This window comes from Nocardioides sp. Root122, assembly GCF_001425025.1.
In the GTDB taxonomy this organism is placed as follows: Bacteria; Actinomycetota; Actinomycetes; order Propionibacteriales; family Nocardioidaceae; genus Nocardioides.
This window is the reverse complement of sequence record NZ_LMDE01000013.1, coordinates 1-19,310: the sequence shown is the minus strand read 5'-3', so window position 1 is coordinate 19,310 and position 19,310 is coordinate 1. Positions and strand designations below refer to the sequence as shown.

Annotated in this window: 20 protein-coding genes; 13 read left to right on the top strand and 7 right to left on the bottom strand. The window is 72.8% G+C overall.

Translation table 11 applies throughout. From position 1 onward, the window contains the following. Nucleotides 1-40: 40 nt before the first annotated feature. Entirely contained in the window at nucleotides 41-715 is a 675-nt protein-coding gene (locus ASC64_RS17190) for a ferritin-like fold-containing protein (protein ID WP_056908784.1), read from the top strand. Between the two features lie 68 nt (nucleotides 716-783). Here the strand turns inward: ASC64_RS17190 and ASC64_RS17185 are convergent, their stop codons facing one another. From ASC64_RS17185 to ASC64_RS17170, 4 genes are all read right to left on the bottom strand, one after another. Continuing rightward, nucleotides 784-1,098 (bottom strand): GlsB/YeaQ/YmgE family stress response membrane protein, encoded by a 315-nt coding sequence (locus ASC64_RS17185; RefSeq protein WP_056908783.1) that lies wholly within the window; start codon nucleotides 1,096-1,098, stop codon nucleotides 784-786. A 155-nt stretch (nucleotides 1,099-1,253) separates the two neighbouring features. Beyond that, on the bottom strand, nucleotides 1,254-1,472 hold the full coding sequence (locus ASC64_RS17180) for a DUF3107 domain-containing protein (RefSeq protein WP_056908782.1): 219 nt from the start codon (nucleotides 1,470-1,472) through the stop codon (nucleotides 1,254-1,256). A gap of 67 nt (nucleotides 1,473-1,539) precedes the next feature. Beyond that, a complete protein-coding gene (locus tag ASC64_RS17175; protein ID WP_056908999.1) occupies nucleotides 1,540-2,139 on the bottom strand; it encodes a TetR/AcrR family transcriptional regulator in 600 nt (199 codons plus the stop codon). Between the two features lie 198 nt (nucleotides 2,140-2,337). After that, entirely contained in the window at nucleotides 2,338-4,656 is a 2,319-nt protein-coding gene (locus ASC64_RS17170; protein WP_082550591.1) for an immune inhibitor A domain-containing protein, read from the bottom strand. A 251-nt stretch (nucleotides 4,657-4,907) separates the two neighbouring features. On the opposite strand from ASC64_RS17170, the gene moeZ reads away from it, so the two are divergent. From moeZ to ASC64_RS17125, 9 genes are all read left to right on the top strand, one after another. After that, on the top strand, nucleotides 4,908-6,107 hold the full coding sequence (moeZ, locus tag ASC64_RS17165) for an adenylyltransferase/sulfurtransferase MoeZ (protein ID WP_056908781.1): 1,200 nt from the start codon (nucleotides 4,908-4,910) through the stop codon (nucleotides 6,105-6,107). Nucleotides 6,108-6,144: 37 nt separating this feature from the next. After that, nucleotides 6,145-7,017, top strand: a complete 873-nt coding sequence (locus ASC64_RS17160) for a hypothetical protein (RefSeq protein ID WP_056908780.1) — start codon at nucleotides 6,145-6,147, stop codon at nucleotides 7,015-7,017. Between the two features lie 74 nt (nucleotides 7,018-7,091). Next, a complete protein-coding gene (locus tag ASC64_RS17155) occupies nucleotides 7,092-7,886 on the top strand; it encodes a DUF4129 domain-containing protein (protein ID WP_056908779.1) in 795 nt (264 codons plus the stop codon). Continuing rightward, nucleotides 7,883-8,320 (top strand): hypothetical protein, encoded by a 438-nt coding sequence (locus ASC64_RS17150; protein ID WP_056908778.1) that lies wholly within the window; start codon nucleotides 7,883-7,885, stop codon nucleotides 8,318-8,320. The genes ASC64_RS17155 and ASC64_RS17150 overlap by 4 nt, the downstream gene beginning before the upstream one ends. After that, nucleotides 8,307-9,329, top strand: a complete 1,023-nt coding sequence (locus ASC64_RS17145; RefSeq protein ID WP_056908777.1) for an AAA family ATPase — start codon at nucleotides 8,307-8,309, stop codon at nucleotides 9,327-9,329. Before ASC64_RS17150 ends, ASC64_RS17145 begins: the two co-directional genes overlap by 14 nt. Then, nucleotides 9,326-10,603, top strand: coding sequence for a DUF58 domain-containing protein (locus ASC64_RS17140; protein WP_056908776.1), 1,278 nt, complete (start codon nucleotides 9,326-9,328; stop codon nucleotides 10,601-10,603). The genes ASC64_RS17145 and ASC64_RS17140 overlap by 4 nt, the downstream gene beginning before the upstream one ends. A 32-nt stretch (nucleotides 10,604-10,635) precedes the next feature. After that, a complete protein-coding gene (locus ASC64_RS17135; RefSeq protein ID WP_156385261.1) occupies nucleotides 10,636-11,121 on the top strand; it encodes a hypothetical protein in 486 nt (161 codons plus the stop codon). Beyond that, a complete protein-coding gene (locus ASC64_RS17130; protein ID WP_056908774.1) occupies nucleotides 11,118-11,450 on the top strand; it encodes an MGMT family protein in 333 nt (110 codons plus the stop codon). The genes ASC64_RS17135 and ASC64_RS17130 overlap by 4 nt, the downstream gene beginning before the upstream one ends. A gap of 5 nt (nucleotides 11,451-11,455) precedes the next feature. Then, nucleotides 11,456-12,130, top strand: a complete 675-nt coding sequence (locus ASC64_RS17125) for a lysophospholipid acyltransferase family protein (protein ID WP_056908773.1) — start codon at nucleotides 11,456-11,458, stop codon at nucleotides 12,128-12,130. Nucleotides 12,131-12,151: 21 nt separating this feature from the next. On the opposite strand, the gene ASC64_RS17120 is transcribed toward ASC64_RS17125, so the two are convergent. Genes ASC64_RS17120 through ASC64_RS17110 form a run of 3 tightly spaced genes read right to left on the bottom strand, consistent with a single transcriptional unit; the run spans nucleotide 12,152 to nucleotide 15,812 of the window. Further along, complete coding sequence (locus ASC64_RS17120; RefSeq protein ID WP_056908772.1) at nucleotides 12,152-13,546, bottom strand: DUF1116 domain-containing protein; 1,395 nt, start codon at nucleotides 13,544-13,546, stop codon at nucleotides 12,152-12,154. Then, nucleotides 13,543-15,051: an FdrA family protein gene (locus tag ASC64_RS17115; protein ID WP_056908771.1), complete on the bottom strand. Its 1,509-nt coding sequence runs from the start codon at nucleotides 15,049-15,051 to the stop codon at nucleotides 13,543-13,545. The genes ASC64_RS17120 and ASC64_RS17115 overlap by 4 nt, the downstream gene beginning before the upstream one ends. Further along, a complete protein-coding gene (locus tag ASC64_RS17110; RefSeq protein WP_056908770.1) occupies nucleotides 15,048-15,812 on the bottom strand; it encodes an oxamate carbamoyltransferase subunit AllH family protein in 765 nt (254 codons plus the stop codon). The genes ASC64_RS17115 and ASC64_RS17110 overlap by 4 nt, the downstream gene beginning before the upstream one ends. A 77-nt stretch (nucleotides 15,813-15,889) precedes the next feature. Here ASC64_RS17110 and ASC64_RS17105 point away from each other — a divergent pair, with 77 nt between their 5' ends. From ASC64_RS17105 to ASC64_RS17095, 3 genes are read left to right on the top strand one after another with little or no spacing between them, the layout of a single operon-like run. Then, nucleotides 15,890-17,149, top strand: a complete 1,260-nt coding sequence (locus ASC64_RS17105; RefSeq protein ID WP_056908769.1) for a PucR family transcriptional regulator — start codon at nucleotides 15,890-15,892, stop codon at nucleotides 17,147-17,149. 3 nt (nucleotides 17,150-17,152) lie between these two features. After that, nucleotides 17,153-18,544, top strand: a complete 1,392-nt coding sequence (locus ASC64_RS17100) for a hypothetical protein (RefSeq protein WP_056908768.1) — start codon at nucleotides 17,153-17,155, stop codon at nucleotides 18,542-18,544. A 53-nt stretch (nucleotides 18,545-18,597) separates the two neighbouring features. Beyond that, nucleotides 18,598-19,077 carry a group II truncated hemoglobin gene (locus ASC64_RS17095; protein ID WP_056908997.1) on the top strand — a complete coding sequence of 160 codons (480 nt, stop codon included), beginning with the start codon at nucleotides 18,598-18,600 and terminating at the stop codon, nucleotides 19,075-19,077. Nucleotides 19,078-19,310 lie beyond the last annotated feature (233 nt).

Genomic DNA, 19,310 nt, shown 5'->3' with positions numbered 1-19,310 from the left:
CGGGGCTCGGTCCTCTCGATGGTATCGCTACGCTGCGCGCATGACTGAATCGCCCGACGAGGACTACCGCCGCGCCGCCGTCGACCTCCTCGGCGCGATCGCCTACGGCGAGCTGTCGGCCTTCGAGCGGCTCGTGGAGGACGCCAAGCTGGCTCCGGGCATCGACGACAAGATCGCGATCGGCGCGATGGCGACCGCCGAGTTCGGCCACCTGAAGAAGCTGGTCGGCCGGCTCGAGGAGCTCGGTGCCGACCCCGGTGAGGCCATGCAGGCGTTCCGCGACAGCTTCGACAGCTTCCACGCGCACACCGCGCCGTCGGACTACTACGAGGGCCTGGTCAAGGCTTACGTCGGCGACGGGCTCGCCGCGGACTTCTACCGCGAGATCGCCGCCTACCTCGACACCGAGACGCGCGAGGTCATCATCAGCTCGCTCGAGGACACGGGGCAGACCGAGTTCATCGTCGAGCGGGTCCGGGCCGGCATCGCCGAGGACCACCGTCTCGGCGGCCGTCTGGCGCTGTGGGGTCGACGGCTGATGGGTGAGGCGCTGACCCAGGCGCAGCGCGTCGCAGGCGACCGCGAGTCGCTGACCGCCCTGCTCGCCGGGGGAGTGGACCGTCCCGGTCTCGACCTGGCGGCGCTGGGGCGGATGTTCACCCGGCTCACCGAGCTGCACACCGAGCGGATGGCGCGGCTCGGCCTCGACGCCTGAGCCGCATCCCAGACGCGACGAGGCCCCGCAACCGAAACGGTTGCGGGGCCTCGTGCCGTGCGCGTGTGTCAGACGTGCGTGCGGTTGCCGGAGTTGCGGCCGGTCACCGTGGACGCGATGACGACCAGGACCGCGGCGACGGCGATCTCCCAGACGAACCGCCACCAGTCCGGACCCTTGGTGGTGTCGAACATGTCACCGTTGTAGTTGCCCGAGGTGCCGAACAGGCCGTAGTAGAGGAAGCTACCGATGAAGGCGCCGCCAATGCCGCAGAGGATGGTCAGCCAGATCGGGATGTTGTCCTTGTCTCCGGGCGCGATCAGCTTGCCCAGGAGACCGATGACTGCGCCGACGATCAACGTCACGATGATCTGTACGAGCATGGTTCGACTTCCTTCCATGAAACCGTCCGAGCGTTGTGCTCGGCAGGAGTGTCAGCACGGGTGTGCCCGACGTGCTCATCATGTTCCCCGCAAGCGGCCTGAGCAATCGCCACGCCGCCCGCAAGGATGGGGTGCCCACCCCCTGAGGTGAGGCGTCAGCGGAAGCCGACGGTGCTCGCGCTCGGGGAACCGAGCTCGACGTAGGCGATCTTGTCGGCCGGCACGATGACCGTGCGGCCCTTCACGTCTGCCAGCCGCAGCACGCCGCTGCCGGCCAGCGCCTCGGCCAGCTTGGCCTCGATGTCGTCGGGCGTGCTGTCGGTGTCGAGCACGAGCTCACGCTGCGCGTTCTGCACGCCGATCTTGACCTCCACGGTGGTGCTCCTTGCTGTGACGTTCGTCGGGGGATGCTCTGAATGGTGCCGGGTGGGTGGTCGGCGGTCAGCGCCGGCTCAGCTGGTCGTCGGTCATCGGGTAGCCCCGGATGCCTCTCCAGGCCAGCCCGGCGATCAAGGAGGCCGCGTCGTCCTGGGCGATGCTGCCGCCACCCGCGAGCCAGAACCGTGCCGAGACCTGCGCCATTCCCACCAGGGACACGGCCAGCAGCTCGGAGGCCTCGTCGGGCAGCCCGGTGTCGGTGCGGATCACGTCGGCGATCATCGCGGCGCACTCGACGGTGACCCGGTCGACCCGCTCGCGCACGTCGGGCTCGCTGGTCAGGTCGGACTCGAAGACCAGGCGGAACGCGCCCTCCTCGGAGGCCACGTAGCTGTAGAAGACCTTCATCGTCGCCGCGACGCGGTCCTTGTTGTCCGACGTCGAGGCCAGGGCCGCGCGGCAGTTGTCGATGATGGTGTCGCAGGAGGCGTCGAGCAGCGCGAGGTAGAGGTCGAGCTTGCCGGGGAAGTGCTGGTAGAGCACAGGCTTGGACACGCCGGCACGGTCGGCGATGTCGTCCATCGCAGCGGCGTGGTAGCCCTGCGCGACGAAGACCTCGAGAGCCGACTCGAGCAGCTGGACCCGGCGCTCGCGTCGCGGCATCCGGCCGCCGCGCGGTCGCGGGAACGCACCGTCGGAGGTGGTGTCGGGGCTGCCTGCGGTCACGTCGGGCTCCTGCTGGTGGCGGGTACTGGTCAGTACGTGGGGCCGAGCCTATCCGGCGGCCCGGACGCGGAGAGGGACCCCGGTCGCCCGGGGCCCCTCTCTGCGTGTCGGTCGTCGCGTGGTGCGTGCGTCAGCTCACGGGGCGGGGTTGGAGACGTTCACCGTGAGGAACCCCCTCTTGGTGGCCGTGACGGTGGCCTTGACGCCCACGCCCGCGACCTTGACGGAGTTCTGCGGGGCAGCAGCGTCGTAGTAGGCGTTGACGTCGGTGTCGTCGAACGTCGCCTTCTGCTTCACGCCGCCGGCGCAGGCCGCGAGGGTGGTCACGGTCGGGTCCTTCCGGGTGCCGCCCGCGACCTCCTTGTGCAGGCAGGTCGGGTCGACGGTGTCGAGGCCGAAGGTGGCGTCGAAGGGCTCGCGACGGTTGCTCGGGCTGCTGCCGTCGGGGTAGGTCAGCGAGTTGGGGAACGAGTCCACCACCATCGCGTAGCCCGCACCGGGGTGCTCCGCCACGTTGTTGTCGGTGTAGGAGTTGTCGACGTACCAGACCAGCATGCCGTCCTGGAACTTGAAGAACTCGACCCAGTTGGGCTTCGTGAGGCCGTTGGAGAACTGGTAGGGGCCCTCGGAGAGCGTCTTGTCGTAGCCGACGTACTGACGGTTCTCCAGCAGGTAGTAGCGCGAGGCATTGGTGACCTCGACGCCCGTGGAGATCGCGAAGCCGCCCGCGGGCGTCCAGCCGTTGGCGCCGTCCTCAGCACCGTCGATGACGGTGCCCGAGTCGCTCTTGACCGCGATGTCGTCGAGGAACGCGCCGGCCTCGTTGACACCGCCGTCGGTCTTGTAGAGGAACCGGAACAGCGACTCGCGGCCACCGGGCTTGTAGGAGTAGCGCAGGCCCTTCCAGGTGTCGCGCGACGAGCCGTCGATCGGCGAGCCGACAGTGGTCCAGGTCTTGCCGCCGTCGACGGAGTACTGGGCGTAGAGGAAGTCGTAGCCCGCCTCGATCTCGTACCACGCGCTGGCGGTGACGGTGACTGAGGAGGATCCCGGCACCGTGCGGGTGAGCGTGCTCGACATGTCGTCGCCTCGACCGGTCCACCACGCGTGCGTGCCCGAGGGCGGCGTGGTGTAGTTGTTGGTGACCGAGGAGTTGGGCAGGTTCACCTTGATCGCCTGGTCGGCGCCGTCGTAGGTGTGCTGCGAGGGACCGAGGGTGTAGGTGCCGCTCGTGCCGGAGTTGACGTCGGTGTGGTCGAGCCACCCCAGGAAGAGCTTCTCCTCCGGGCCCATCAGGCCGGGGACGGTGCCGATGCCCTCGCCACCCGCCGGCGCGTTGGCGCCGTGGCTGAGCCACGAGCCCGACGACATGAGCGTCCAGAAGGCGCTGCCGTTCTCGCCGCCCGCGGTGTCGTAGTAGTCGGGGAGGCCGAGGTCGTGGCCGAACTCGTGGGCGAACACGCCGAGGCCGCCGTTCTCGGGCTCGACGGTGTAGTCGCCGATGAAGTACTTCGAGTCGCCGATCTTGGCGCCGCCGCCGAGGTTGTTGGTGCCCCCGACGCTCGGGCCGGTGGTGCCGTAGCCGGTGCCGACGTACCAGCGGTGCGACCAGATGGCGTCGGGGTCTGCGCCGGCCTCCTCGCCCTCGCCGGCGTGCACGGCCTGGAAGTGGTCGATGTAGCCGTCGGCCTCGTTGAAGTTGCCGTCGCCGTCGAAGTCGTAGCGGTCCCACACGTCGAACTGGGACAGGTAGGCGTCGATCTGGGCCGGGGTCTGGCCTGCCGCGACCTGCGAGGCGTACCAGGAGTCGGCGGAGTCGTCGATGAACGACCAGGAGCCGCCGTTGTCCTCGACCGTGTTGTCGCCGTAGGTCGACGCGTTGCCCGGCACCTTGACCCAGTCGGTCACGGTGTTGGTCGCGGTGTAGCGGCCGGAGGAGAGCTGCTCGTAGTAGTTCTTGAACGACTCGCCGTCGCCGTTGAACATCTCCTCGTAGTGGGCCTTGTCGAAGTTGGAGACCCAGTAGGTGGAGTTGTCGGTGGCGCGGTCGGGCTGGGGGATCTGGTTGTGCAGCGGGCCGGGCGTGGTGCCGAGCTTGCCGGAGCCGGTGTCGCCGAACTCGGAGAGGATCGTGAAGATCTTGTCGGACTTGTCGACCGGGAACTCGACGAACGTGCCGCCGCCGAGCGCGACCGTCGCGCCGCCGCCCTGCCGCGAGCGCAGCTTGGCGCTGCCGTTGTCGAGCATCGCCAGCGCCTTGTCCTTCAGGCGCAGCTGCTTCGCCGTCCGGGGGCCGGGACGGTTGTCCGGCTTGGACCGTGCCGACTGGCCCGACGAGGGCGAGTCGTCGGAGGGGACGGCCACGGCGGGCGCGAGGGCGGTGAGGCCCAGCGCCAGCGTGGCCGCGCCGGCGAGGACGCCGGGTGCCATCTTCTTCACAGGGATGTTCTCCATCTGTACGTGCTCCGGAGGAGCGGGGCGGGTGTCGTCGCAACGGGCGTGACCCAGGACACACTGGGTCAGCGTCGCGGTGACCCGAGGTGTTACACCGTTCGGCCCCGAGGACGGCAGGGCGGGCGTCGTGGGGGTCCGGATGGCGGGACCGGTGAGCCCGAGCACCAACCGGCGGAGACCATGGACGGGAACAGAGCAGCGTCCCGGCCGGTTGAGGCAGGGACCTGGCCGTCACCCGAAGGAGTCCACCCGTGTCGTTCCCTGCGCTCGTCGAGCCGGCTGCCGAGCTCACCACGGATGAGGTGCGCCGCTACAGCCGCCACCTGATCATCCCCGACGTGGGGATGGCCGGGCAGAAGCGGCTGAAGAACGCCAAGGTGCTGGTCATCGGCGCCGGCGGACTGGGCTCGCCCGCCCTGCTCTACCTGGCCGCTGCCGGGGTCGGCACGCTGGGGATCGCCGAGTTCGACGAGGTCGACGAGTCGAACCTGCAGCGCCAGATCATCCACGGCATGTCCGACATCGGCCGCCCCAAGGCCGTCTCCGCGCAGGAGTCGATCGCCGAGGTCAACCCCTACGTCGACGTGGTGGTGCACAACGAGCGCCTCGACAACGACAACGTGATGGGGATCTTCGAGGGCTACGACCTGATCGTCGACGGCACCGACAACTTCGCCACCCGCTACATGGTCAACGACGCGGCGTACTTCCTCGGGATCCCCTACGTGTGGGGCTCGATCTACCGCTTCGACGGCCAGGCGAGCGTGTTCGCGCCCACCCTGTCCGACGACGCGCCGTGCTACCGCTGCCTCTACCCCGAGCCCCCGCCGCCCGGCATGGTGCCCAGCTGCGCCGAGGGCGGCGTGCTCGGCGTGCTCTGCGCCAGCATCGGCTCGATCCAGGTCAACGAGGCGATCAAGCTGCTGACCGGCATCGGTGACCCGGCCATCGGCAAGCTCGTCATCTACGACGCGCTCGAGCTGGAGTGGCGCAAGCTCAAGGTCCGCAAGGACCCCAGCTGCGCGCTGTGCGGCGAGAACGCCACCGTCACCGGCCTCATCGACTACGACGCCTTCTGCGGCGCGGTCTCCGAGGAGGCCGCCGACGCAGCCGCCGGCTCGACGATCTCGGTCGTCCAGCTCGAGCAGATGCTCAAGGAGCGCGAGGCCGGCGAGCGCGACTTCACCCTGATCGACGTGCGCGAGCCCAACGAGTTCGAGATCAACCGGATCCCCGGCTCGGTGCTGGTGCCCAAGGGCGAGTTCCTCAACGGCAACGCGATCGGCGACCTGCCCGGTGACAAGCCGATCGTGCTGCACTGCAAGTCGGGCGTGCGCTCGGCCGAGGTGCTCGCGATCGTCAAGGGCGCCGGCTACGCCGACGCGGTGCACGTGGGCGGCGGCGTGGTCGCCTGGGTCAACCAGATCGACCCCAGCCAGCCCGACTACTGACGCGTAACCCCTCCCGGCGCACGTCGTTGGGAGGGGCATGCGTACCCCCACGAAGCTCCTGACCCTGGCCGCCGCGGCCGGCCTCGCCGCCGCGGCCGCGACCAGTGCCCCGGCCTCGGCGGCGCCCAAGAAGCAGGTCCGCACGAGCTGGGCCCGCGCCGACACGGCCACCATCCACCCCGGCGTGCAGATGTACACCGAGGGTGCCCAGTGCACCGCGAACTTCGTCTACACCGACACCGCCGGGACGACGTACGTCGGCTACGCGGCGCACTGTGCCGGCCTCGGTGAGGCGACCGACACCGACGGCTGCTCCTCCGACTCCCTGCCGCTCGGCACGAAGGTGGACTTCGTCGAGGGCGGCTCGCTCATCGGTGAGGGCACCCGGGTCGGCGGCGGCACGCTCGTCTACTCGTCGTGGCTGACCATGCAGCGCGACGGCGTCACCGACGCCGACACCTGCGCCTACAACGACCTCGCGCTGGTGAAGGTCGACGCCGCGGACGCCGGCAAGGTCAACCCGTCGATCCCGTTCTGGGGCGGCCCGGTCGGCCTCAACACCACCGGCACCGCGGCCGGCGACACGGTCCACAGCTACGGCAACTCCAGCCTGCGCGGTGGCGTGGAGCAGCTCTCGCCCAAGCAGGGCACCAGCCTGGGCACCGACCCGAGCGGGTGGACGCACCCGGTCTACACGGTGACCCCGGGCGTGCCGGGCGACTCCGGCAGCGCGTTCCTGGACGCCGAGGGCAACGCGCTCGGCACACTCTCGACCCTCGCCCTGGCTCCGCTCGCCGGATCGAACGGTGTCGGCGACCTGGCGCACGAGCTGGCGTACGCCCAGGCCCACAGCGGGATCGCCGGCCTCCGGCTCGTCCACGGCACCGAGCCGTTCAGCCCGCTGCACTGACCCACCCCCCAGCGCCTGCCCCCACCAGGCGCGCCCCCTCGCATGGCGCGAGCCCGTCACCTAGGGTTCGCGCCATGCGTGCGGTCGGGGCTTCGCCGGGTGCCCGTGCCGTGCTGATGGTCGCCGGGACGAGCCTGTTCATGGTGCTGGTCGCGTGGGCGACGTTGATCGGACCCGACGAGGTCTTCACCGGGCCCGGCCCGCGACCGGGGCCGGGGACCACGTCGGCCGAGACGTGTCTCCCATTGCCGGTGGTCACCAACGCCGACGGGTCCACGACGGAGCAGATCCCCGACGACATCAACGAGCGCAACTACTGCGAGCCGCCGGGCGCGGGGATCAGCCAGTACCGCGACCTGGTCGAGCAGCACCCGCCACCACTGTGGATCAAGGTGCTGGGCTGGCTCTTCCTCGGCACGCTGCTCCTCGTCCTCGCCGCCGGGACAGGGTGGCTGCTCGTCGCCCTCGCGCGAGCGGCCTTCTCGAGGAGGCCCGAGGCCCGGCGGCTCGAGGCCGAGTTCGGGGTCCTCGAGGAGCCACGTGCGGTGGCGGAGCAGGTGGTGGCCGACGCCGCCGAGCAGGACGCGCTGCTGCTCGACGGCGACGCGCGCAACGCCATCGTCGCGACATGGCACCGCTTCGAGGTCCAGGGTGGCCGCGCCGGCGTGCCGCGGCGCCCGTCGGAGACCTCCTCCGAGTACGCCCTGCGGCTCCTCGACCTCGCGGACGCCGACATCGGCCCCGTGACCCGCCTCGCCGAGCTCTACCGCGAGGCACGTTTCTCCGACCACCCGATCACCGAGGACCACCGCGCCGAGGCCATGGGAGCGCTCGACGCGATCCGGCGAAGCCTGGGGGTGCGGTCATGAGGGGGCTGTCGCACCGGTGGCGCGGTCGCGTCGGTGGCGGCGTCGTCCTGGCCGTCCTCGGCTACGCCCTCGCCCTCTGGCTCGACTTCGACCCCCAGCCGTTGCCGTACGCGGTGTGGGCCGTCGTGGTGCTCACGATGACGTACCTCGTGATCGACACGGTGGACACCCCAGCGGCCCACTGGCAGCACCCGGTCGAGCCGCGGCCCGACCGCGTCGACGAGGTCACCTCCGACCTCCGCATCCTGTCGAGCCACCAGCAGGCCGACCACCCCTCCGACGCCCTGGCCCAGCGCCTGGTCGCGCTGGCACGGGACCGTTCCCCGGACCTGGCGTCCGAGGTCCAGGACGAGCTCGCCGGCCTGAGCCGGATCCCGCCCGCAGCCATCGACCGCATCCTGACCCGAATCGAGGAGTCCCGTGACCGAAGCTGATCACCACCCCGCCGCAGCCGCACCGGCTGGTCCCGCCGAGGTGGCGCAGTTCGCCGAGCGCGTCCTGGACGAGGTCGGTCGGGCCGTCGTCGGCAAGCGCGAGGTGCTGGCCCTGGTCCTGGCCGGGATCCTCGCCAAGGGGCACGTGCTGCTCGAGGACTTCCCGGGCCTGGGCAAGACGCTCGCCGCCCGGTCGTTCGCCAGTGCGCTCGGGCTGGACTTCTCCCGCGCCCAGTTCACCCCCGACCTGCTGCCGGCCGACCTCACCGGGTCCTACGTCTACGACCAGCGCCGCGCCGAGTTCGACTTCCGCCCCGGACCGATCTTCGCCGGGCTGCTGCTCGCCGACGAGATCAACCGCACGCCGCCCAAGACGCAGGCCGCGCTGCTCGAGGCGATGCAGGAGGGCCAGGTCACCGTCGAGGGCCAGACGCACCGGCTGCCCAGCCCGTTCCACGTCCTCGCGACCGCCAACCCCGTGGAGTACGAGGGGACCTATCCGCTGCCCGAGGCCCAGCTCGACCGCTTCCTGCTGCGGGTCGCCTTCGGCTACCCCACGGCCGGGGAGGAGTACGACGTCCTCCGCCGGCGGCTCGACCGTCGGCGCGAGGAGGTCGACATCTCCCAGGTGACAGACGCCGCGGGCCTGGCCGCGGTGCAGGCGGCGGTCGAACGGGTGGTCGTCGACGAGTCCGTCGCCCGTTACTGCGTCGAGCTGGTCGCGGCGACCCGCTCCCACTCCGAGGTGCTGACCGGTGCGTCCCCGCGTGGCAGCCTCGGACTGGTGCTGACGGCACGGGCCTGGGCCGCGATCCGGGGTCGCGACTACGTCGTGCCCGAGGACGTCAAGGTCGTCTCCCGCGCCGTGCTCGCCCACCGGATCACGGTCAAGCCCGACCTCTGGATGACCCAGGCGTCCGGTGCCCGTGTCGTCGACGCGGTGCTGGCGTCGGTCGAGACGCCGCGCACCCTCGAGTCCCACGCTCCCGGAGGGGGCTCCCAGCGGTGATCTCCTGGCGGCCGACTCCTGCGCTCGTCCGGGCCTGCCTGCTCGCCTTCGGGGGAGTGACCGGTGGGGTCGCGCTCGGGCAGGAGGTGCTGGTCGTGCTGGCTGCGCCGTTCGCCGTGCTGGCGGCCATGGGACTCGCCGGTCGGCCGCACACGGCGCCGAAGGTGTCGGCGCGCCTCGACCACTACCGCCTGCACGAGGGGCAGGCCACGACCTCGCGGCTGGTCGTCGACGACCTCGCCGGCGTCGAGCACGTCACCCGCGTGGCCGCAGCGGCCCCGCACGTGGCGACCCAGCCCCTGCACGGGGCTGCGGGCGGCCTGGTCGACGCGGGGCTGCCGACCGTGGTCTCCAGCCCGCGACGCTGGGGCCGCCGCGCTGTGGGAGCCGAACGGGTCGCCCTGACCTCCGCGTGGGCCGGGTGGCGATGGGGGCCCGTCGACCTGCCCGAGCACGGTTTCAGCGTGCTGCCCCAGACGGCGCCGTACGACAGCCGGGCGGAGGTGCCCCAGCCCGACGGTCTCGTCGGCCGGCACCGGTCACGACGGATCGGCAGCGGAACGGAGTTCGAGGGCATCCGCCACTTCGCGGCGGGTGACCGGCTCAAGCGGATCAACTGGCCGGTCTCGCTGCGCACGGGCGACCTGCACGTGATCACGACGCGCGCCGAGCAGGACGCGAGCGTGTGGATCGTGGTCGACGGGCTGCGCGACATCGGGGTCTCGGGTGGGATCGACGGGGCGTCGAGCACGCTCGACCTGACCGTGCGCGCGGCGGCGGCGCTCGCGGAGCACCACGTCCGCACGGGTGACCGGGTGGGCCTGCTCGTGCTGGCCGCCGACGGCGCCCGGGTGCCGCTGGGGTCGGGCCCGCGCCACCTCCACCGGCTCCAGGGCACGCTCGCCCGGGTGCGTACGGAGGCGCGCAGCGTCGCGCCCGAGCGCCTCGACCTCGGCGCCGGAGCGGGCAGCGTCGTCCACGTCCTGTCGCCGATGTTCTTCACGCCCCTCGTCACCGCGACCGTGAGCCTGCAGCGCAGCGGGGCGTCGGTCGTCGTGATCGACACGATCGGCGACGCGATGTCCGGTGCCGGCGCCGACCGGCTCGCACTGCCCTCGCTGGCGGCCCGCATGCAGAAGGTGGAACGCGACGACCGGCTCCAGCGCCTCGCCGCGCTCGGCACCCCGGTCGTGCCGTGGCGCGGTCCCGGGACCCTCGACACGGTGCTGCGCCAGCTCGCGCGCCGCGGCCAGGTGCCCAAGGTGCGTGCCTGATGGCCTCGGCCCGCAGGATGCTCCGTCCCGGCGTGACCGCACCCGTGGTCCTGCTGCGTGCCCTCGTGTTCCTGCTGCCGTGCGTCGCGCTCGGTCTGGCGCTGCCGCAGAGGCCGCACTGGGCGGTCCTCCTGGGGGTACCGGTGAGCGCAGCCGCGTGGGCGCGCAGCGTCGACCACGCCGTGGGGATCGTCCCCCTCGTGCTCGTCGGTGGCTGGTGGGCCTCGCACGGCGCCGTCGACTGGAAGGCGCTCGTGGTCGCCGTGCTGCTCCTCGGCGCTCACGTCGCGGCGCTCCTGCTGTCCTACGGGCCCGAGACCCTCGTGGTCGACCGTCGCCTGGCCCGGCTCTGGGCCGGCCGGGTGCTCCTCGCCCTGGTTCCGGTGCCGCTCACGTGGCTGGCCGTGCGGGAGCTCGACCCAGGTTGGGCGCCCTCCTGGCTGTGGCTCGTCACGGGCGGGGCGACCGTCGTGCTGCTGCTGGCCACCGCCCGGCTCACCCGGTCCCAGCCCGCATGACCACGGAGGAGGAGCGCGAGCTCTACGCCGAGCTGGTGCTGCAGTGCGCCGAGTCGGTCCCGCGCGGCCGGGTGACGACGTACGGCGCCATCGCGGACGTGGTCGGCGAGCGGCTGGGCCGCGGCGGTCCCCGGCTGGTCGGCAACGTGATGGCGCAGCACGGCGGTGCGGTGGCGTGGTGGCGCGTGGTCCGCGCCAACGGGTCGCTGCCGCCTTCGCACGACGACGAGGCGCGCCAGGCCTACCTCGAGGAGGGCACGCCGCTGCGGCCGAGCGGGTCGGTGGACCTGGGACGGGCGTTCTGGCGCCCGACGTTGCAGGCACAATGACCCGCATGCTCTACACGGTCGCGCACGGCGTCATCCCTCCGGTCGCCCGTGCCGTGTGGCGCCCACAGGTCGAGGGACTGGACCACGTGCCGACGACCGGCCCGGTCATCGTGGCCAGCAACCACCTGTCGTTCTTCGACAGCGTGGTGATCCCGGTGGTCGTGCCGCGCAAGGTCGCTTTCCTGGCCAAGTCCGACTACTTCACCGGCACCGGCGTGAAGGGGGCGCTCACGCGGGCCTGGTTCGAGGGGCTCGGCATGCTGCCGGTCGACCGCGACGACACCAGGGCCGCGATCGCCAGCCTCGACACCGCGCTCGAGGTGCTGCGCAAGGGCGAGGCCTTCGGGATCTACCCCGAGGGCACCCGCTCGCGCGACGGGCGGCTCTACCGCGGGCGCACCGGGGTGGCGCACCTCGCGCTGACCGCCGGCTGCCCGGTGGTCCCGGTCGGCCTCGTCGGCACCCAGGACATCCAGCCCGTCGGCTCGAACCGCCCCCGGCTCGCCAAGGTCGACGTCACCGTCCGCTTCGGCGAGCCGATCACCGTCGCGGGGGACTACGACGGCGTACCGTCCGGGCGCGCGCGCCGCGAGCTCACCGACCGGATCATGACCGCCATCGCGGACCTGACCGGCCAGGAGCTCGCGGGCGTCTACAACGAGCGCCCCGCCGATGCGTAGGCCTCGCGGCCGATCTCCCGCCTAGCGCGCGGCCTCGGCGAGCGCGGCCAGTGCCTTCGGGAAGATCTCCGCGGGCGGGGTGACCAGGCCGGCGCCGACCTGGCCGACACCCGCGACCCGTCCGGCCATGCCGGTGTTGATCTGCGGGAGGATCCCGGTGCGGCACACCTTGGTCACGTCGATGCCTGTCGGCGTGCCCTGGAACTCCAGGACCGGCACGGACCAGCGCGGGTTCTCCGCGAGGGTGATCTCGTGCATGCGGCGGGTGGTGGCCAGGGCGTCGGGCACGGTGCCGCCGACGAGGCGGACGATCGCAGGAGCGGTCGCCATCGCGAAGCCGCCGATGCCGGCGGTCTCGGTGATCGCCGAGTCGCCGATGTCGGCGTTGGCGTCGTCGGGACCGTAGTCGCCCAGGAAGAGCCCCTCGGCGACCTGGGCGGGGCCGGTGAACCACTGGTCTCCGGTGCCCGAGACCTGGATGCCGAAGTCGGTGCCGTTGCGGGCCATCGCCACGACCATCGTCGAGCCCGGGACGTCGCGCCCGGCGTCGAGGGCGAGCTTGCAGGCGGGCATCGCGAGGTTGAGGAAGAAGTGGTCGTTGCCGCCGATGAAACGCAGCGCCTCGCTCACGTCCTTGGCGTCGAACGGCCCCTTCTCCAGGCTGCCGACCATCGCGGGGGAGAGGTCGCGCAGCAGCATCAGGGTGCCGGCGCGGTTGCGGTTGTGCGCCTCGTCGCCCATCTGCAGCATCTGGGTGAGGATGCCGGTGACGTCGCTCGCCTCTGCCGTGCCGCGCACCGCCGCCTGCAGCAGCGGGCCGAGCACGTCGCCCATCCATCGGAGCCGGGTGAGCACCTCCGGGCCGTAGGCGCCGTAGCGCAGCACCTTGCCGAGCCCCTCGTTGAGGGAGCAGTACGTCCGCCTGCCGGTGGCGCGGTCCTCGAGGACCCACATCCACATCGACGGCGTGACGACGCCGGCCATCGGGCCCACGGCGCTGCGGTGGTGGCACGGCTCGAGGCTCACGCTGCTGCCCGACTCGAAGAGGGCGACGGCGTCCTCCGGGTCGTCCACCAGCCCCTCCAGCGCGGCGCCACCCATGAGGGCGCCGCGCAGGGGACCGGAGGCGCGGTCCCACTCGATCGGGGGGCCGGCGTGCAGGAACTGCCCGGGCTCGAGGCCGAGCACCTCGGACGCCGGGGCGACGTCGACGAGGTGGGCGGTGACGCCGAGCATCGCCTCGACGGCCGTCCGGTTGGCCTCGGGGCGCCGCGGGTCGGTGGCGACGGTGGCGAGGTCGCGCTCGGTGCCGGGCATCGGTGGGCGCCAGTCGACGCGCTCGACGCCGACGGCCTGGCCGGCCACGGAGTCGGCGAACATGTCGGCGCCGACGGTGACGACGGTGGTCTCGGTCATCGGGCGGCTCCTTCGAAGCGGGCGATCAGGTCGAGGGCGCGGCGGGTGGCCGACGCGTTGGAGAGGTGGACCTCGGCGCCGGCGGCGACGAGGGCGTCGCGGGTCGCGTCGAGGCCCTGCGGGTCGAGGTCGGTGCCGACGAGGCTGACGACCACGGGGATCGCCCGCTCCGCGCGGGCCGCCGCGATGGCGGGTGCGAGCAGCGCGGCCGGGTCGGGCTCCGCGCCGTGACCGAGCACGAGGTCGAGGAGGATCACGCCGGTCTGCGGGTCCGCGGCCGCGCGCGCGAGCTGCTCGTTGCGCAGGGTCGGGTCGATCATCGGGTGCGCGCGCCCCTGGGTGAGCGCGTCGTCGCCGAAGTCGACCATGGTGTGGTCGTCGACCAGCAGCTCGTCGCCGAGGGCGAGGTCGTCGGAGAGCGGGATGTTGCTGCGGATGGGGCCGAGTGCCTCGGTGGCCATCAGCATCGACTCGTCGCAGAGCGTGCCGCCGACGAAGAGGCCGCGCAGCAGGGGACCGGTGGCTCCGCCGGTGTTGTCGGCGCCGTGGACCGGCCACTGCGGGGCCTCGTGGCCCAGGCGTGCGAGCACGGCCTCGGCGACGGCCGTGAGGTCGCGCTGGCCGCGGCCGAGCAGGCCCAGCTCGACCGGGGTGTCGAGGGCGTCCGCGTCCTTCGCGAGTGCCTCCGCGACCTCCGGTGCCGGAGGCTTGGAGACCACCACGACGAGATCGACGTCGGCGTCCGCGTCGAGGCGACGCAGCGCCTCCCGCGTCGACGTGCCGCCGACGGCGGCGGACAGGTCGCGCCCGCCCACGCCGAGGGCGTGACGTACGCCGACGCCGTCGTGTCCCCGGGCGGCCAGGTCGGCGCCGGCGTGGTGCAGCAGCGCGAGCAGCTGCTGGCAGCCGGTGCCGGACGCGGCGACGATGCCGATGCGCCCCGGACGGACCGCGTTGGCGAAGCCGAGGCCGACGCCGTCGATGACCGCGGTGCCGCAGTCGGGCCCCATGACCAGCGCGCCGCGCGAGGCGGCGTACGTCTTGAGGGCGACCTCCTCGGCCACCGGCACGTTGTCGCTGAAGACCATCACGTCGTGGCCGGCCTCGAGCGCGTCCATCGCCTCGACCGTGGCGCTGGCGCCCGGGACGGAGACGAGCGCGACCGCGCCCGGACCCGTACGGCGCAGCGCGGAGCCCGTGGTGCGCGGCGGTGCGACCGTGGTGTCGCCCGACGCCGGGCGGGTCGGCGCGAGCGCGGCGTCGACGGCGGCCAGTGCGGTCGCGACGTCGGCGTCGTCGTCGAGGCGGAGCGCGACGACCATGTCGTTGGGGGAGGACTCGGGGATGTCGAAGCCCATCCCCTCGAGCACCTCGAGGTTGAGGCCGGTGGCCATCGCCACCTGGGCGGCCACCACGCCGGGCGCGGCCTGCACCGCCCGGCTCACCTGGAGCAGGGTCACCGAGTCGGCGTAGGCGCCGCTCCGTAGCTCGACGTGGTCCTTCATGCAGCCCTCCAGGCCTGTTCGGTGTCGGTGTCTGTGTCTGTGTGGGTGGTGCGGTCGGTGTCGCTGGTCAGGGACGTCAGGGCCAGGCCCGCGCCGGCGAGGAGGCCCGCGCCCGACGTGGCGCCCACGGCCAGCAGGGCCCCCACGGCGCTGGTGGTGGGCTCGGCCAGCCACGCACCGAGCTGGGGGAGCACCTCGCCGCGGGTCGCGCAGTCGAGCAGGGTGGCCGAGAGCAGGGTGGTCGCGCCGAGACGGTGGCGGACAGCGTCGGCGAGCGTCGGGTCCGGACGACCCAGCGCGGCGCGCGTGGCCAACCAGCCGGCGAGGACGTCGTCGCCGAGCGGCGTCAGGCCGGGCCCGCGGCCCACGAGCCGGTCGACGTGGGCGGCCGTCAGCCGACCGTCGGCGGGGAGGTCCAGGTCGGACGTCACGTGCGCCGTCGTCGCCGGGTCGTACGACGCCCGGGGTGCGACCGTGGTCGCGCGCGGGTCGACCACGCGGCCGATCCGGACCGGCTCGTCGCCGACGAGGAGCGTCCCGTCCCGGACGGCCACGGGGCGCCCGGCCAGCGGTGCGAGGTCGGGCAGCGTGGACCACAGGGCGCAGGGCACGCGCGTCGCGGTGGCCGACACCAGCCCGAGGCACCATCCGTCGAGGTCGACGTAGAGCGCCGTCGTGCTCGCGTGCAGGACGGGCCGTGGTCCGTCGGCCGCGGCGGCGAGTCGCGACTGCACACGGAGCGGTGCAGCCACGGGGATCATTCCCCAGACGCTAACGGCTCGTGGCACACTCGCGAATGTGAGTTCCTGACAACGAAGGACATGAAGTGGGCCAAGACTTGATAAGCGATCCGGAGAGGGTCGCCGCGCTCGAGCGCGCCGACGCGCTCCACACCGCGCTCACGCACATCGTCCTCGAGGGCGGCGACCTCGCTGCGATCGCGGAGGCCGTGAGCGACGCCCTCGGCTGCGGCGTCGTGTTCACCTCCACCGACGGCCGCGAGCGCGCCGCCCACCTCGACGACGTGCACCGCGAGGCCTTCGCCACCGCCGACCTGCTCGATCCCACCGGCCGTGTCCGCGTGGAGCGGATCGACCCGCAGGGCACCGCCGTGGGGCAGGGCGAGGCGCTGATCCGACGCGTCGTCGCCGCCGGTGTCGACCTGGCCCGCCTGGTCGCGCTCCGGACCGACGGCACGATCCACGCCTCCGACGTGCAGGCCCTGGAGCGCGCCGCCATCGTGGCCGCGCTGCTGGTGACGCGCGTGGAGGCGATCACCGCGGTCGAGAACAAGTACCAGGGCGACTTCCTGCGCGACGTGTTCCTCGGGCGTGCGGGCGAGGAGGACGATGACGTCGCCGAGCACGCGCGCGCCTTCGGCTGGCAGCTCGGTCGCCCGGTGATGGTCGTCGTGGCCGTGCTCGAGCCCGACGCGGTCGCCGCTCAGGGCCCGGCCGAGAATCGCCGGGCCTGGCACGACCGCTTCGCCGGGGCGTGGCGACAGGTGGCCGCCAGCACGGACCGCAGCATCGCCTCCGTCGCCTTCAGCCGCGAGGTGGTCACGCTCGTGCCGGTCGACCCGGAGCAGGGCGTCGCCGCCGGCCACGCGGCCGTGGACCGGATGATCGAGGGCGTGCGCGGCGACCGGGGCGGCGGCCGGATCGCGTTCTCCGCCGGGGTCAGCCGGATCGCGCACGACCTCGGTGAGCTCCCCGAGGCCTTCCGGCAGGCCCAGCGCGCCGTCGAGATCGGTCGGCGCGTGCACGGGGGCGGGTCGGTGACGCGCTTCGACCAGCTCGGCCTGCACCGGCTGCTCGCGCTCGTGCCCGACGGCGCCGAGCTGTCGGCGTTCGCCAGGGACGTGCTCGGACCGCTCGCGGAGCGCACCCCCGAGGCGGCCGACCTCCGCGAGACGCTGCAGGTGCTGCTCGACACCAACTTCAACGTGGCGGAGGCGGCGCGCGCCCAGTTCTTCCACTACAACACGATGCGCTACCGCGTGGGCAAGCTGCAGCGGCTGCTCGGACCCGTCGCCACCGATCCCCACCTGCGCCTCGACGTCGCGGTCGCCCTGCGGGCGCTCGAGATCGCGGAGTAGGCCGTGCGCCGGTCGTGCTCCCTCCTGGCAGCGGCTGCGGCCGCGGTGTCGACCCTCGTCGCACCGACCACGGCCGTCGCAGCCGACTGGAGCGCGCCGCGCGAGGCGGGCGACCACGCCCTGGCGGTCCCGCTGGACGAGCAGACCGTGGCCCTGATCAGCATCGGGGGGCCGGACGAGGCGACCGTCTACGACCAGCGCGTGGTCGCCGGCAGCGACGGCCCGCGCACCGAGGTGATGACCGTCGAGGGCGCCGAGGGCTGCCGCCCGGTCGAGGCGGTGACATCGCTGGGCAACCTCGCCGTGGCCGTGGAGTGCCGGCAGACGACGGGGTTCGAGGACCCGCCCACGCGGCTCGCCGAGCTGGTGTGGACCGGCGACGACGGGTGGGTGTGGCGCGTCCAGTCCGAGGGGACGCTGGCCTCGCTCGACTACTCCCCGCAGGGGCAGCACGTCGTCTTCGCCAGCAACAGCCAGTACGGCCGTCCGCACCACGTGACCAGCTACCACGCCGACCTCGGGTGGCGTGACCTCCGACGTCCCGAGCTCGGGCTGACCGGCGACGACCTCGTCGCGGCGATCGACGACTCCGGCGACGTGGTCACGCTGCGCGGATCGGGGTTCGAGGACGAGCCCGGCTACTGGTTCGGCGGGCGGATGCGCATCGAGACCTACAGCGACGCACGGGGTCGCTGGACCGTGCGCCACCGGCAGGCCTACCCGGACGGAGGGATCGCGCCCGGGCGCATCGACATGGCGGGCGGTCGCATCGTCGCCGCCGTCGTGCAGTCCCGCTCCACCGGGAGGCTCAACGGTCGTGCCGACCGCGTCCTCGTGCTGTCCGGCACCCCGAGGAAGCCGCGGACGTGGTCCCCGGCCCGGTGGAGCCGTGACGTTCTCGACGTGTCGGCCGCGACCACGCAGGCAGGCGTGGGTGCCGCGAGCTGGCTCGCCGTGGGCGACCGGCGCTCGGTGCGGCCGTGGCTCGCGACGTGGGCCCCCTCGCGGCGTCAGCCGTCGGCGATCCGGCTGGGTGCGGCCAGCTCGCTCGACCAGTCCGTCGTGCCGGGCGACACCTTGGACCTGTCGGTCGCCGCGGACGGCCACGGTGTCGTTGCGCGCACCGGCCGGCAACGCGGTGTGGACACCTCCACGGTCACGGCCACCTCGTTTGCCCTGGGCGCCAGGGGGCGCCTGCGCGACCAGGAGCAGGTGTCGTGGACGCAGCCGGCCCACACGACCGTCGCCGTCACCGCGGGCACCGACGCCGCCGGCATCACGATCGGGCGGATGACGAGCTACTTCCTCGACTCACCCCTCGTGCAGTACGCCGTCCTGCCGTGGGCGGGCGCCTCCCGTCCCGCCGCCCTCGGGCGGCGCGGACTGCGTTACTGAGGTCTGCGGAAAGTCGTGTGCGGTGGTCCGGGGACCGGGTCACCATGGAGTCCATGAGTGGAGTGGACGAGCCCGGGCTGCCGACGCTGTACGACTGGGCGGGCGGCCTGGACCCGCTGCGCCGGATGATCGACCGCTTCTACGACCGGGTCGAGGCCGACGAGGAGCTCTCCGGCTTCTTCCCGGGCGGGGTCTCTGAGCGCCACCGCTCCCACGTGGCCGACTGGTGGGCAGAGGTGCTCGGCGGGCCGACGACGTACACCGAGCGGCATGGCGGCTACGAGTCGATGCTCCGCCACCATCTCGGTCTCGACATCACGCCTGCCCAGCGGCACCGCTTCGCCGCGACCATGAGCCTCGCTGCCGACGAGGCCGACCTCCCCGCCGATCCGGAGTTCCGCGCCGCCATCATCGGCTACCTCGAGTGGGGCACCCGCCTCGCCATGGAGAACTCCCGCCCCGGCGCCCAGCCCGCCCCCCACGCCCCGACCCCTCGCTGGGGCTGGGGCGTCGCCCCGCCCTACCAGGGCTGACCCACCTGCCGCGTCGGTCGAGGAGCGACGGAGTCTCGGTGGGCTCGTTGGTCGAGGAGGGACGAAGTCCCGTCACGAGACCCCTCAGCCTGTCCGCTCGCTCCGCTGGGCGAGGTGCGAGCGCCAGCGAGCATCGGCGCCGCGCTGGACGCTGTCGGACGTGCCTGTGGCCCCGCCATCGTGGGGACTGGCGGGGTGCGGGGCGGGGTCATGGTCGCTCGGGTGGATCGACA

Bases quoted from the DNA above. Each gene is read 5' to 3' on its own strand.
- ASC64_RS17160 (WP_056908780.1), top strand. From the start codon at position 6,145: ATGCGTACCCCCACGAAGCTCCTGACCCTGGCCGCCGCGGCCGGCCTC.
- ASC64_RS17120 (WP_056908772.1), bottom strand. From the start codon at position 13,546: ATGACCGAGACCACCGTCGTCACCGTCGGCGCCGACATGTTCGCCGAC.
- ASC64_RS17170 (WP_082550591.1), bottom strand. From the start codon at position 4,656: ATGGAGAACATCCCTGTGAAGAAGATGGCACCCGGCGTCCTCGCCGGC.
- ASC64_RS17185 (WP_056908783.1), bottom strand. From the start codon at position 1,098: ATGCTCGTACAGATCATCGTGACGTTGATCGTCGGCGCAGTCATCGGT.
- ASC64_RS17110 (WP_056908770.1), bottom strand. From the start codon at position 15,812: ATGATCCCCGTGGCTGCACCGCTCCGTGTGCAGTCGCGACTCGCCGCC.
- ASC64_RS17125 (WP_056908773.1), top strand. From the start codon at position 11,456: ATGCTCTACACGGTCGCGCACGGCGTCATCCCTCCGGTCGCCCGTGCC.
- ASC64_RS17095 (WP_056908997.1), top strand. From the start codon at position 18,598: ATGAGTGGAGTGGACGAGCCCGGGCTGCCGACGCTGTACGACTGGGCG.
- ASC64_RS17155 (WP_056908779.1), top strand. From the start codon at position 7,092: ATGCGTGCGGTCGGGGCTTCGCCGGGTGCCCGTGCCGTGCTGATGGTC.
- ASC64_RS17190 (WP_056908784.1), top strand. From the start codon at position 41: ATGACTGAATCGCCCGACGAGGACTACCGCCGCGCCGCCGTCGACCTC.
- ASC64_RS17130 (WP_056908774.1), top strand. From the start codon at position 11,118: ATGACCACGGAGGAGGAGCGCGAGCTCTACGCCGAGCTGGTGCTGCAG.
- ASC64_RS17150 (WP_056908778.1), top strand. From the start codon at position 7,883: ATGAGGGGGCTGTCGCACCGGTGGCGCGGTCGCGTCGGTGGCGGCGTC.
- ASC64_RS17115 (WP_056908771.1), bottom strand. From the start codon at position 15,051: ATGAAGGACCACGTCGAGCTACGGAGCGGCGCCTACGCCGACTCGGTG.
- ASC64_RS17175 (WP_056908999.1), bottom strand. From the start codon at position 2,139: ATGCCGCGACGCGAGCGCCGGGTCCAGCTGCTCGAGTCGGCTCTCGAG.